Annotated in this window: 19 protein-coding genes and 1 pseudogene; 6 read left to right on the forward strand and 14 right to left on the reverse strand. The window is 40.0% G+C overall.

What is annotated here, in order from left to right; translation table 11 throughout:
- From PR833_RS19775 to PR833_RS19785, 3 genes are all read left to right on the forward strand, one after another.
- The coding region (locus PR833_RS19775; protein WP_272526456.1) for an HNH endonuclease at positions 1-1,550 on the forward strand (1,550 nt) is incomplete at its 5' end.
- Between the two features lie 12 nt (positions 1,551-1,562).
- A complete protein-coding gene (locus tag PR833_RS19780) occupies positions 1,563-2,003 on the forward strand; it encodes an SMI1/KNR4 family protein (RefSeq protein WP_004927418.1) in 441 nt (146 codons plus the stop codon).
- 184 nt (positions 2,004-2,187) lie between these two features.
- Positions 2,188-2,457 (forward strand): PAAR domain-containing protein, encoded by a 270-nt coding sequence (locus tag PR833_RS19785; RefSeq protein WP_076914457.1) that lies wholly within the window; start codon positions 2,188-2,190, stop codon positions 2,455-2,457.
- A 108-nt stretch (positions 2,458-2,565) separates the two neighbouring features.
- On the opposite strand, the pseudogene PR833_RS19790 reads toward PR833_RS19785, so the two are convergent.
- The 13 genes and pseudogenes from PR833_RS19790 to PR833_RS19850 form a co-directional block, all read right to left on the reverse strand.
- Positions 2,566-2,790 (reverse strand): annotated as a pseudogene (locus PR833_RS19790) (tyrosine-type recombinase/integrase); the annotation flags it as partial.
- Between the two features lie 639 nt (positions 2,791-3,429).
- Positions 3,430-3,885, reverse strand: a complete 456-nt coding sequence (locus tag PR833_RS19795) for a hypothetical protein (RefSeq protein WP_230085220.1) — start codon at positions 3,883-3,885, stop codon at positions 3,430-3,432.
- A 3-nt stretch (positions 3,886-3,888) separates the two neighbouring features.
- Positions 3,889-4,101 carry a hypothetical protein gene (locus tag PR833_RS19800; RefSeq protein WP_230085219.1) on the reverse strand — a complete coding sequence of 71 codons (213 nt, stop codon included), beginning with the start codon at positions 4,099-4,101 and terminating at the stop codon, positions 3,889-3,891.
- A 97-nt stretch (positions 4,102-4,198) separates the two neighbouring features.
- Complete coding sequence (locus tag PR833_RS19805; protein WP_040132871.1) at positions 4,199-4,519, reverse strand: hypothetical protein; 321 nt, start codon at positions 4,517-4,519, stop codon at positions 4,199-4,201.
- Positions 4,520-4,613: 94 nt separating this feature from the next.
- Positions 4,614-5,348 (reverse strand): outer membrane protein, encoded by a 735-nt coding sequence (locus tag PR833_RS19810; protein WP_196715760.1) that lies wholly within the window; start codon positions 5,346-5,348, stop codon positions 4,614-4,616.
- Positions 5,349-5,975: 627 nt separating this feature from the next.
- Positions 5,976-6,812 (reverse strand): DUF932 domain-containing protein, encoded by an 837-nt coding sequence (locus PR833_RS19815; RefSeq protein WP_196715759.1) that lies wholly within the window; start codon positions 6,810-6,812, stop codon positions 5,976-5,978.
- A gap of 101 nt (positions 6,813-6,913) precedes the next feature.
- Positions 6,914-7,348 carry an antirestriction protein gene (locus tag PR833_RS19820; RefSeq protein ID WP_004927121.1) on the reverse strand — a complete coding sequence of 145 codons (435 nt, stop codon included), beginning with the start codon at positions 7,346-7,348 and terminating at the stop codon, positions 6,914-6,916.
- A gap of 240 nt (positions 7,349-7,588) precedes the next feature.
- Positions 7,589-7,999 (reverse strand): antirestriction protein, encoded by a 411-nt coding sequence (locus PR833_RS19825; protein ID WP_196715786.1) that lies wholly within the window; start codon positions 7,997-7,999, stop codon positions 7,589-7,591.
- A gap of 128 nt (positions 8,000-8,127) precedes the next feature.
- Positions 8,128-8,442 carry a hypothetical protein gene (locus PR833_RS19830; protein WP_196715758.1) on the reverse strand — a complete coding sequence of 105 codons (315 nt, stop codon included), beginning with the start codon at positions 8,440-8,442 and terminating at the stop codon, positions 8,128-8,130.
- A 33-nt stretch (positions 8,443-8,475) separates the two neighbouring features.
- Complete coding sequence (locus PR833_RS19835; protein ID WP_196715757.1) at positions 8,476-8,760, reverse strand: hypothetical protein; 285 nt, start codon at positions 8,758-8,760, stop codon at positions 8,476-8,478.
- A gap of 99 nt (positions 8,761-8,859) precedes the next feature.
- A complete protein-coding gene (locus PR833_RS19840) occupies positions 8,860-9,744 on the reverse strand; it encodes a GTPase family protein (RefSeq protein ID WP_196715756.1) in 885 nt (294 codons plus the stop codon).
- Between the two features lie 82 nt (positions 9,745-9,826).
- Positions 9,827-9,979: a hypothetical protein gene (locus PR833_RS19845; RefSeq protein ID WP_272526457.1), complete on the reverse strand. Its 153-nt coding sequence runs from the start codon at positions 9,977-9,979 to the stop codon at positions 9,827-9,829.
- Positions 9,980-10,143: 164 nt separating this feature from the next.
- A complete protein-coding gene (locus tag PR833_RS19850) occupies positions 10,144-10,644 on the reverse strand; it encodes a hypothetical protein (protein WP_272526458.1) in 501 nt (166 codons plus the stop codon).
- An 852-nt stretch (positions 10,645-11,496) separates the two neighbouring features.
- Here PR833_RS19850 and PR833_RS19855 point away from each other — a divergent pair.
- Together PR833_RS19855 and PR833_RS19860 are read left to right on the forward strand one after the other, a co-directional pair.
- Positions 11,497-12,114 carry an inovirus Gp2 family protein gene (locus tag PR833_RS19855; protein WP_196715754.1) on the forward strand — a complete coding sequence of 206 codons (618 nt, stop codon included), beginning with the start codon at positions 11,497-11,499 and terminating at the stop codon, positions 12,112-12,114.
- A gap of 99 nt (positions 12,115-12,213) precedes the next feature.
- The gene (locus PR833_RS19860; RefSeq protein ID WP_196715753.1) at positions 12,214-12,444 is read left to right on the forward strand and encodes a helix-turn-helix transcriptional regulator; all 231 of its coding nucleotides are present in this window, start codon (positions 12,214-12,216) and stop codon (positions 12,442-12,444) included.
- A gap of 85 nt (positions 12,445-12,529) precedes the next feature.
- Here PR833_RS19860 and PR833_RS19865 read toward each other — a convergent pair whose 3' ends face one another.
- Positions 12,530-12,844, reverse strand: coding sequence for a helix-turn-helix domain-containing protein (locus PR833_RS19865; protein ID WP_196715752.1), 315 nt, complete (start codon positions 12,842-12,844; stop codon positions 12,530-12,532).
- Positions 12,845-12,945: 101 nt separating this feature from the next.
- Between PR833_RS19865 and PR833_RS19870 the strand changes: the two genes are divergently transcribed.
- The coding region (locus PR833_RS19870; RefSeq protein WP_272526459.1) for a transposase at positions 12,946-13,237 on the forward strand (292 nt) is incomplete at its 3' end.

The raw sequence follows: 13,237 nt of genomic DNA on the forward strand, positions 1-13,237 counted from the left end.
GTTCAGCCCATTATCAACAGCGAGATGAAGGCTATCAACTGTGGTTCCCCTACGACCTCCACCGCGTGATAGCAATTAAACGCATTGCCGAACCGGTATTTGCCAAATCTATCTTGCGCGGCGAAGGCAATACAGATGCTGGTGATGCGGTCGAAGACTTGGCGAATTTTGGGGAGTGTGATTACAGTGCGTATACCTGTGGTATTCCGTCAGCAACTGAACAATCTGAGTCTGAAGCTAACTGGGTTTCATCCTTATTCAGTACCATTGGCAATGCACTCAATCCGATTGGGACTGCACAGGCATTTCCTTTCTTCGGTGGTTTGGGTGGGAGCATGGGAATGGGAGGAGCCTTAAGTGGTGGTGTTGCCGGTGCTGCTGTAGGGCAACAAGAGAACGATTTTGGTTGGGGTACAACACAACAGAGCTCAAGTAAGAACATTTCCAATGAGCTAGAACAAGTTTTGCGGGTATCATTTCCCGTCACCATGGACGGCAGGAAGATCTTTTTCGCTATGGTGGCTCACTATTATAAAGGCGATAGTTTAACCCAGCAGGATTTATTGGAAATTGCGGATATGGGGGGAACGGCACCGACACGTTTGCGAGTGGGTTTTGCCTCAACTGATAAAACCGCAGTCGCAATGGCAGCGGCATCACAGTTGATTGCTCTTCATACTGAGCCGGATAGTGATAAAGCGCAAGTTCCTGTGATTAAAGGTCAGCTGGCATCTGGAGCTGAAAGAATGGAAGTCATCAGCTTACCTGCGTATCAATCCCTTGGTCATGCACTCAGTCTGCTGGCGCCTATTGAAGTATACCGATTTGATGTGGATGGTGGTACTCAGCTGTATATGGGGGTAGCGGCGTCAGGCAAAATTATTAATATCTCAGCGCGGATTGATGATATTCCAAAAGGGCCGATTATTCATGCAGGGCCTTCCCCTCTGCCACAAAAAGTCGATAAGCCTGAAGGGTTTGATATTCATGATTTCGATTATCGACCTGAGACACTGCCTGTTGCGGATGACGATATTGTCTGGCGGCATACGGGGCACGATGTTGAGCCGGTGGATTTTCGCGATTATATTCTGACGGTTGAGCGAAAGGATGTAAAACCTACGTATGTAAGCTTACGCGGTAAATCAGTTGAAGAAAAACTCAAGGCTCGTGGATATGATGATGTTATTATTAATGAGAATGGTGGATTAGACTATTCGAAAAGCAAGGCATTATATCATAATCCTGATAGATTGAAGCCAGATGGTACTCCAGTTGAGCCTATAGTAAAAATTAAGTATACAGGGAATTATCCTGATGATTTTGAAGCGGCAAATATGGCTGGATTTGGACAAAAATCCACACCTATGTTAGATGGGGAACGTTATCTTTGGCACCACCTAGATGATTATGATCCAATTACTAATGAAGGTACTATGCAGCTAGTTGTTTCGGATTCACATAATGGGATTCAGCATAAAGGTGGAGTGAGCCAATTCAAGGACACAAATAATGTTAGTGAATATCCATTTAGATTACCCAATAAATAAGGAGCCAATTATATGACAATAGAATTAGTGTTTCCTGAAAAAAGCTTATCTAATGATGAGTTAAATCAATTTGAATTGTTGTTTATAGCTAAATTGCCAGAAGCATTTAAGCGACACTATCTTACCATTAATGGTGGCTTTATTGGTGAAGATTCCAATATAAATTCTTATTTTGGAGGTTTTAACCCTATAAAGTATGGAAAGTTACCTATTGAAAAGCTTATTGAGGATATTGGTGATTTGGATGTAATACTGAATAATAAATCAGTACACTATGAGCAGGGAAGTTTTATACCCTTTGGTTATGATAATGGGGGAAATACCTTGCTTTTATCCCTTAAGAAAGATAGTTATGGCGAAGTTTACTTTCACTCTTATGATGGTTTATTCCAAAAGGAATATAGTAATTTTGAATCTTTTTTGAATGATGTATTTGGAAATGATTATTATTAAGATATATAAAAATAAACTAGTGTCGTAGAATTTTCACTTTATAAATGACTAACTCAGATATGATTCTTTTATAGATTACCAGTCTAGTAAAATATTTTATCATTTGATAAAAAACATTTTTCGTTGACGTTTTAGAAAAAGGTCGAACAGATTTTAGTGAAACTGTATCAGGAGAAATATCTTAATGCGTAGCACCGTAAACAGCAGAAAAATCATTTTAAAAAATGATACGACGAATACTGGTGGTACGGTGCTGACTGCTTCTTCTCTCGCCAAGCAAACTCAAGGCGTAGCTTGTGTGGGTGACTCTGTTTATTGCCCTTCGTGCAAAAAAACAGGCACTATTGTTGAAGGTGATAGCTTAATGAAAATTAATGGTATCCCTGTCGCGTTAGAGGGGGATAAAGTCGTTTGTGGATGTTCTGGAGGGTGCGTGCTTGTCGCGTTAGGTTAAATTATAGTTCGATATCAGTGCTTAGGAAAAAATAAAGTCTAGGTAATGACCACCTTTACGAATATTCGCAAAGGTGGCTAAATGATATTATTCAGTTTGATTTATGCTCTAACTCATCAATATATCCGCATACCACTGCATCATTTCCCTTGTCCCTTCCAAATACTGACCATGATTATAGGTTCCACGAATGGAATTTTTATCTTTATGCACCAATTGAGTTTCAATCCAAGCGCTGTTAAACCCTTTTTCATGCAGGATCGTACTCATGGTGTGGCGGAAACCATGCCCCGTGGCTTTACCATTATACCCCATTCGTTTTAATACCATATTGGCTTCATCACGTATAACGCGGGCGTCAGCAAGAGAAATATCAGGGTAAACACCAATCGATAATTATTTCTTTTTGCTCGTAAAGCAATCAGTAACGGCAACTATTAGGTTTGCTCGGAGTACGCTTACCAGAAGCCTTATGTTCTTTGTTTTAGGCTCATATCTGTCAGGAGTGGTACGCTATAAAATGGTCTTTAAATTATATCGAACAAGCTATGCTTAAATATCAAATATCGTATTGAGTTTGTTTAGGTGGAATAGAAGATAACTTAATCATTATGAGGAACTAAACTAACTGAGGAGACCACTGTAGAAGTGAAATTGGTGCCGGACTCGGAATCGACTTTTTATCATAACGTTATGTATTTAAATTAATTAATTGAATTTGGTTTAATTTATACCCTCAATTGTGCCCTCAGTCCCTAAAATAGTATTTGCCGAGCACCAAAATAGTCTCTTTTTTGAGAATATGATTTCGATTTCTATTAGGAAATAATGATACACCATGATATCGAAAAGAGCAGGGATCCACATGGAGGCCTGTTTATTTGATCTCTTGCAATAATAATGAATGAGATGATTAATATCAATGAAAAATGGCCCAATTTTGATGGGCCGATAAACAAAATAGAAGGGGGATCAGCGGGCAATATCGCGATAAAATACGGCATTACAATCAAAGTCGGCAAAAATTTTTGCCCTGTTTTTAGAATTGGGGGTAAACTGACCAATCGGTTTATCATTGGCGTACACTGCAAATGAGTTCGCTTTTGTTATCGCTTGCGTAAAGAGAGTCCAGGCATTACCTTCACTACGCGTTTTGGTTTCCTCAGGAATGTAATAGACTTCATCGTCGATAACAAAGGCGATATTGTTTGTATCGATAGGATGTCCATCTTGATAAAGATAAACGCCATTATCATATTCCTCATCAGCAGCAATATTACAGGCAAGAATAACACTGAGATGTTTATCATTACTGATGCCGTACTCCATATAGCCTTGTGCGAAGGTTGCCGACCAATAATTGGGGATAGCGAATGCACTTAGTGAGCCGCTCATGAGAACACAGGCTAATAGTATTTTTTTCATCATCATTTAACCTCTACGATGTCGAGAACAATATTGAAGCACTTTGGCGGAATAACCAAGATATTGGCGTTGTTCTTCCGTTAATGATTGTGCCGTATTGATTTTTGATGCCATAAATTGGGCGAGTTTGTCTTCAGGGAATTTTTTAGTCAGAAGAGTGAATGCGCATTCACACTCCTGTTTATTAAAGGCATTACTGTTGTTAACACATTGATGCATAAAAACCTCTTTGGGCGACTCTGAACAATTGGTTATCAGGAATAAGCTTAAAAGAAGCAGATATAAACGAAATAGGTTGCGATTTTTCATTGGATATTCAGCCATAAAAGAAAGAGTACACAGGGATTAGCCCGACAAACCAGCCAATGACTTGAGGGCCGATAGCCCAAAAGAGCTTGGCTTGTATCAGCCCTATCGCACCTTCGCGTGTTGTGATGTAATCTGGCATAATCGCGAGTCGTATAGCATTACCGATAAACATGCCCAGCCCTGTTCCTAAGCCCATGACAACGAAAAACTTAATCCCTGCCCAAACACCGTAGATATGACCGGTAGGCGAAATCCAATTATAAACAACGACAATTGCGCTAATGACGAAAGCAATTAGCAGGTATTTAATAAAATAAGATGAGTTCATGTAACCACCTTTTTTAGGATGTAAAATAGCCAACATCAAAAAGGCATGTTGGCTAGGTAAGTTGAGGGTAATCTATAAGGCTGAATGCCAGAGATTAGAATCGGTAAGTCAAACCAAGCATGATGTCATTGGCCTTCACTTTGATTTTTGAGGTGTTTTCCCCATCGCCTACCGCTGTCGTGATGTCGGCTTTTCCAGTATCTAAATAGCGATAACTCAGCCCCATATCCCAATCGTCATTGATGGCATAGTTCACCCCCGCACCGACACTCCAGGCAAAGTTATTGGCGGTATGCGTGTGAGTATCATGCAGAGAGAGTCCTGGAGTATAAGCATCAGCGCGGGTGGTTTTAAAATCCACGGCCGCATAGCCTAGCCCGACAGAGATATACGGCGTGAAATCTGAGCTATTTTTAATGTCGTAGTACCCATTGACCATTAACGTATTGAGTTTGATTTGGTTTTTAATATCACGAGTTTGATGTACGCCATTACGCACACGGTCGCGGATATTGTAGGTTGAATTCGCTTTATCACGCGCCATAAATTCCAATTCAGCTCGAACAGGGATATCAAACTGATTGGAAAAGTCATAACCTAACGCAAGTCCACCGCCAAATACGCCAGTACGATGGCTATCTCCATTTTTGGTACCATTATCACCGGCATCAGCATAGCCGCTGTAGACAAACTGCTGGCCGGACATTTGCACAATGGATGCGCCCATTTTACCCGTAACATAAAGCCCCGTTTTACTGTCATCTGTGTTAGCGAATGCCGGTAATGAAATGCACCCCATTAAGGCGGAAACAATAAACGCTTTTTTCATGATTGATTTTCTTTTAATCAATATCACATTAAGTATGGTTGAATCGCGTTATGTCAGTGGAAGGTATGAAAGATTTGACTCAATCACCTTAATATCACTGACATAAAGATAATTTAGCGTGAGATAGTTTAACTTAATCGATCTGTTTTACCTATCAATAATTAAAATACGATCGATAATATCGATCGTATCTATCAATAAACGGTTATCGATCGGCGTAATCGATCAACTGTTGTTTTGGTGCTTAAATAAGAAAAAGAGTTGATGAGAGAGTGAGTCAAAATGGAAGGGAATAAAATGATGTTTAAAGAATGCTCTCCTTTATTGAATAGGTTGGTATGCTCGATATTATCAAATACCAAAATACGGGATAAGTCTTTATGTTAGCGCTAACGCTTTATAAGCAACGCCGTTTACTCATGTTATAGATATGAAAACCGAACTCCGTTAAGACCCAATCGTTTGATGTATTCCATTGAATCATTCCTTTTTTCTCCAGCGAGTTGAGTGTCCTTTTGTTGCAGAGTGAGCCATAATTGAGTTTCACATTACTCAAGGTTTTTAGTTGCCGTTCTGATAATTTCATCGCGTTCACCGTAAGATCCAATTATTTAACGTATACTGTGGCTATAGTTGTTCGCGTCCAGCAAAATGAGCATGCATTTGTTCTGTCAGTACCCACAACGCTTTATTGAGCTTAATATCCCCATCAATTCCATTCACTGAACGCGTGCGAGCGCGTTTACCTTTGGCATTCCTGCCTGATAATCCTCCCTTGATTAAATTTTCCTGTAATCGTTGGTACACTGTCCAAAGATCGTCTTTCTTATCCTCAAAACGGCGAGGTTGTAAGACTTGAGCTTCAGTTATTGGTTGATGTTCCTCACCAAAGCGATAGGTTAAAGCCGCATGCGCCAAGGCCTGCTGTGCTGGTGGCGGTAATAGTAAGGACTGCATTTGCTCACGTTTTTCAGCGATGGTATCGAAGGTGCCTAATACTTCATAAGCCCCTTCAATGACATTATCGACAACATGACCTCGGTGGGGGACTCTGACCTCCCCAAAGGTATCGCCACAAACCAGCCCATTTTGACAAACATAGCGAAAAAAGCCCGGTAACATCTGATAACTACTGGAGCCATCATGGCTATTAAGTAAGATGATTTCAGGCACTTGGCTACCCGTAATTTGGTCATGACGTCGGAGCCGTAACATATGCTTAGTATGATCACGACGGCTGTCATCTCGCACACGAGTTTGGCATGCAAAGAACGGATAAAAACCTTCTTTTTGCAGGCTATCCAATAAGGTAATCGTAGGAATATAAGTATACTTTTCGCTACGAGATTCATGCTTTTCTTCAGAGAACACACTGGGTACGGTGCGAAATAACTCTTCGAGAGTTAACGGGCGGTCACGGCGAATGCTATTCGCCGCACCAAAGCGAGAAGCTAAACGAGACATAGGGGGCCTCCTCAGTGATAACACTGATAAATTAAAATAAGATAAAGGAAATAAGTGAGGTGATAAGCTGGTGGACGCTGTATTAAAGCGTTATCAATAACTTAGTCAATTAGGTGAAAGATTTGTGCTTGCTCGGGATGTTGCATCGCATAGTCACGAAGTTGGTAAAAATACTCTACCAGCACAGAACTCTCGGTTTTAAACGACCAGATGCTATACACCATTAGACAGACTGCGATACCGGCTGCTTCAGGGCTTAACTCAGCCTCGTTACCATTATGAGGGTTAAACATCGGCAAGGTGATTTCAATCATCTCAGGCCAGATAAAAGCACCCCCATTCGATAACATGGTGAACTCCCAAAACGCGCCCTGATAGCGATGACAGAGCTTCGCCATCATGTTAAAAATATCGCCCTCGATACGTTGCCAATCGGGTACCGTCCCAAAGTAGAAACGCCAGAAGATATGACGGCCACTGGAGTGAACGAGATTGGTTTTGATAACAGTTGATTCTTGCTCTTGTAAGGTAAACATAATAGAACTCCAATTCAGTCGATATTGATAGACAGTAATAAGCAAAAAAGCCCTACACCTTGCGGTGCAGAGCTTTCTCGAAATGATAGGTATATTGAGTATCATTTTTAGTGACTCATTCTGATGATTGATTCACTAAAATAATATAGATATAAAAATAAATGTAAGTTAATTAATGGGTTAGTCTGATGATGCTTTTATAATGAATCAGATAATACGAAGGCGTAAATAAGGACGTGGTTAATCGATTAGATGGAAAATGGCGGAACGTTCTGGGTGTTGCGCCGCATAATCACGCAATTGATAAAAGCGATCGACGAGGATGTCACTTTCCGTTTGAAATGACCATAAGCTGTACATCATCAAACACACGGCAATGCCTGCGGCTTCACAACTGACGTCAGCTTCGTTACCATTATGCGGATTGAATAGCGTAAGCTCCTCTTGATTCAAATCGGGATAAATAAAAGCGCCGCCATTAGATAAAGTGCAATATTCCCAATACCCGCCGTGGTAGTCCTCACAAAACTGGCCCATGGTAGTAAAAATCACCACTTCAAAGGTTGAAAAGCCTTTAACGTTGCCAAAATGAGTTTGCCAAAAATCTGAACGTTGCATAAGAGGAACTGTAGAGCGGTGAATAGTTTCCATGTCATTGGATGATAAAAAGGACTGAGTCATGGTATTCTCCAGTAAGTTGATGATAAAAAAATGCCAACACGGTTTCCCCTGTTGGCGTTAGTGATAAAAACAAATGGGTGTGATGAGAATGAGGGAATTTATGTGAGCTTATCAGCGACAGCTAAGGCGCCTAATAACCAACCAATACCTTGTGGACCTACCGCCCAAAACAGTTTAGCTTTCGCGAGGCCGAGTGTGCCTTCACGGGTATAAATCGCATCAGGCATTAGCCATTGTCTTATCAGGGCACCTAATGTCATACCTATCGCTGGGCTCAGCGTGAGCCAGAATAAAATACTCACGCCATGCCAAAATCCACGAACATGACCTGTCGCGCTAAACACATTAAAAATGAGCATAATCAAGGCGAGGCTAAATGCGATAGTCAGATACTTTAAAAAAAGGGAGAGCATAGTTAACGAGCTTCTGATTAGACGTTAAACGGATTATTGTCGATTACATTGAATAAAGGCATTTCGCATTTGCTGAGTAAAATCAGCTGGTGGCATAGCTTTGCCTTCTCCGATGGCAACCAAGTATTTCGTGGGGTATTTTTCAGCCATTTTATCCCACGAACATTCACACATTGCACGACTTCCCCCTTGAAGTTTGCACTGCGTGATGAAGGAGGCATTTTCACCACATCCTACCAGTAGAGTACTGAATGATAGGGCTGCACTAAATAGGACAAATTTTGCTTTGAGTGGTGAGAATATAGGATTTAGGTTCATTGTCATTCCTTATTGGTAAGATGAAAAATGATGTATTTGATTGATAATGTATGAATCAATGAGAGTTAGATGAGTTTCGGTGAATAACGGTTAGAATGATTAAAATAGCCATCGCCAAAGTGAGACGACAGCAGAAACCAGCGTGTCTTTGATTTGGATAAAGGTGTCTTTTATCCCCATAGGGAGAGGCAGTTGATAAATCAGGTCATCCATCGCCTGATTCACACATTGCCCAAAATCTTGTTTCGCCTGCGAATTGATATGTTCTGTCCGGTAGACTGGCTTTAATTGCGTTAAGGTACTGCTGCTGGCTTTAGCGGGTAAGGCGTGTATGAAATGTTCAACGAACACATCAATTTGATAGCCTTCTTTTGCGGAGATAGCAATGACAGGATGATGAGGGGAAAATGCTTTTTGTACGGCATCGATTTTTAACTGTAAATGGTTAGCTTGTTGGTGGGAGGGATGACAAGCATGAACATCCCATTCACGGCAAGGCTCAATTTTATCAGCTTGATTAATAACAAATAAAAATTGCGCAGCTTGATATCCACAATGCTGTGTTAAAAAGCGGTAAGTTACCTCATCCGACGTCCACGCCCTATCATCGGCTTTTAACACCCAGATAATCAAATCCAGTTCTGGTAACATTTGCTGATATAACGCTTGATACGTTTTATCACACGACAGTGACTCGCCTATTCTCGGAAAATCAATCAGTGTTAATGTGCGTTTTCCTAACGTCATTTGCAGCCGCTTGGCCGTTTGTGTGCCACTTTCGACATCACTTATTGCAGAGACGTTAGATTGGAATAGGGCGTTGCATAAACTCGATTTTCCCACGCCCGTTTTGCCCATGAGGCCAATGGTAGGGGAGTAGTGAACAAGTTGGTTAACTTCATGTAAGAAGTAGGATTGTAGGTGTGACAGTGAGTTAGGTAGGGTGGCTTTGATTAATGATGAAACAATATGTTCAGCAGACATAAAAATCTCCTTGTGATTTTACAAGGAGATAATATGGCGCTGAAAAAATATCTAACTGAAAGGGGTTGTGATTAAGTGATAACTAAGAAAGTACCATCAGTTGCTTAGCTTGCTCTGAACGGTTTTTTATACTGATATTTTTATCATCAATGTAGGCTTTAACTTTCTGTTGATATTTTTCTTTGATTTCACATAACACGTCATCACGGTAAATGGGGGAATTGAGTGCCCTCAAAAAATACCCCCCTTTTCGCGTTATTTGAACACAGAATAATTTTTTTAAATGATAAGCTCGATTTTCTTGAAATAACTGGGCAAATGTATAGTGTTTAATGTCTAGAATATTTATTTCTAAGATGTTATTACCTAAATACACAGGGACGATTTCTGCCTCATAGTTCAAGGCAACTCTAATTTTTGGCTGATATTTTTTTCATCATGATCACTTTTTTTTATGTCTAAGATATTCACATTAACTTCTTTTATGAGTATAAGCGTTATATCAGCAAGTGGCTTGATGAGATTATCAGGATAATTTTTTAGATTGATAATTTCATCTTTAATTAATTCAGATACAGCCGTTCTGTTGATTCTCTTAGATTTAATGAATCGAGCATTAAACTCCTCTACTGTGTAATCTTTATTTACGCCGCCGGGCCAGAATTTAGTTGGTCTCGACATCAATCCTTCTTTCGACTTTACACATGTGATTTCGTAATAGGCTCCCTTCAAATCGATATCATCATTTTTATAGTGCATGATAGAACGATTAATTTCTTTCTCAATAAGCTGTTCTGCAAATTTTCCTGGTTTTGTATTAGCGCGCTTCGCACCTTTGAGTATGTGATCATAGATGCGCTTGTTTTTAAAATTAATATGAACTCGGTATTTACTTGGCATCGTCCCTTCCTCACCAACCTAATGAGCCAGTATGACATACTGAAACGAACTCCAATAGATGCATTATGCCGTAAAAAAATATGCGTTACTTGGCAGAAACGTTCAGCACCCAAAGCCACGGATAAGCGATAGGCTTAATTTTTACGTAGATTATCGCGCATCTCAAAGTGCGCACCTTTATTAAATATTATTATTATCATGTGCTTATGATTTACCATCTTTGTTTTTGATGATATTGGCTGGAAGGCTTCAGGGCTTACGGTATTCATGATGACCCGCGAAAAAATGAGGGTGGCAGTTAAAATTTGCATGTTTTTTTAAGGGGAAAAGTATAAAAATGAGGTCATTGAGAAGTGAAAATAGGGGGCTAATATCAGAGTAGTGAGTTGTGGTTTTTATTGAAAAAATGCGCTCAAACTCAATTTAATTTCAGGTTAATGTCCATACGCTTGAGTACTTACTGAGGGTTTTTAACGAAAATAGCCTAATCGGTGTGTTGGTATAGTTATATAAATATACATGCTACATATAAACAATACATTTAAATATCAACACGACTATTCTAATACAAAAACCAACCTACACATCTAAAACGATACCTATAGTCCTAGAGTGGCATCATCTTCCATAAACCTATTAATGCGTAAATGACCTAAATAGTTAAGCACATGTCTTATAAATCTACACTGACTTACCAACCTCATATTCCCTTAAAAGTTTAGTCAGTATGACGATCTTGCAGCCTTAAGCAGCAGACTTAGATCGGTGAACTTATTCTCCTAATAACCACGCTGTAATTTAATACTGCCCTCCTATTGATATGACATCCAACCAACATAAGAGGAATTCGTCATGTCAAAAAAGCTAAACCAACACTATGTAAACCAAATTAACCGTACCATCAATAAAGCACTAGCGGTACATAAACGCTTAACTGCCATACACCTTGATTTACGCTTTCCAATTACACCAGAAGATGTTGCAGATGACTCCACAGCAATTACCCGATTCTTTGAATCACTTAAGGCTAAAATCAAAAATGACCTTAAAAAGAAAAAAGAGGCTTGGAAACGTAATCTTTCCTGTGAACTACATTATTGTTGGGTGAAAGAGATTGGTGAAAAGAATAAACAAAAGCACTACCACGTGATGTTGCTGCTTAACAAAGATATCTATCACTCCTTAGGGGATTTCAAAAAAGAGAGTGGAACCCTTTATGTCATGTTACAACAGGCTTGGTGCAGTGCCATCAAAATTAGGTATTTACCGTCTCGCCCATTAGTCAACATTGCGGGTAAAAATGTCACGCATTTATACCGTGTTGAGCAGGAAGAAACCAAAGATGGCGTTTATACCTACATTGTGACGAATCAATCCCAAAATATCATTGTAAATCGAATTCGGTATCTCGCTAAGTTACATACCAAGTTCAATGTGGATGGTGAACGGTCATTTGGATGCAGTCGGTAATTAAAAACTGGAGAAGGGATGTCATGACTTGAAGTGATATCCCTTTCATCAAACCGGTATCGCTTCTGACTTTAATTTTAAAGACAGGAGTTTTTCCTCATGACAAATCCAATTGAAACATCAACAGTAACAATGCCATCGCTGTTAAATGACCAATTTATCGATATGAAATTCATCACTAAGCTCACAGGCTTAACGGATAAGTGGTTTTATAAGCTCATTCAAGACGGTGAGTTTCCAAAGCCAATCAAACTAGGACGTAGTTCTCGTTGGCTGAAAAGTGAAGTAGAACAGTGGCTACAAGAGCGAATTCAAGAATCGCGTACTTAGCGTTAACCTCATACCAATAAATCATATAGAAAGTGATACCTCGGCATAATTGTTTTAGCGGTCTGGTCACTTTTATATTTAAATTTCAATTTATTACATCTTCATTGTGTTTCATGATGCCTTCAGCAAATAGCGCCTGTAATCCACCTCGATTAAACGTTGAAATCACGCGATGTTTTTCTTCAGGCGTTAATGACTGAAAGATGTAATTCCAACCCGCTTCAATTTCTTTCGGTGTGACATTATTGGGTGGTGCAGGTTGCAGAGTACCTTTTCCCGTAACTAACCACTCTAATGAACACCCTGTGTATTTTACTATTGCTTCAATTTTGTCAATATCCGGAAGACTCTGACCGTTTAGGTATTTTCTAATTATGGTATCACTGATTGTTACATTCACTTGCAAAGCTACGAATGGAGCTTTTACCCATTAAGGTATTTAGAACCTATCCCAAAAGGAATTGTCAGATAATACATAATGATAATTTATGAGGGCAAAGCATGGTGGGCAACAAGTGGCAAATCAGTGATGGACTCTGGGAGAAAATGGCTCCTCTCATCCCGGAGCATAAAACTCACCATCCTCTGGGTACGCACCGCAAGCGGGTTGATAATCGCGCTGCAATGAACGCCATCTTCTTCGTACTCAGGACGGGTTGCCAGTGGAATGCGCTAAATGCCACCGGTATATGCTCGTCAAGCTCTGCTCATCGCCGATTTCAGGAGTGGCGGGATGCTGGCGTATTTGAACGCTTCTGGCAAAACGGGTTGCTTGCTTGCGAACAGTTGGACA

The organism is Providencia sp. PROV189 (assembly GCF_028480065.1).
Taxonomy (GTDB): Bacteria; Pseudomonadota; Gammaproteobacteria; order Enterobacterales; family Enterobacteriaceae; genus Providencia; species Providencia stuartii.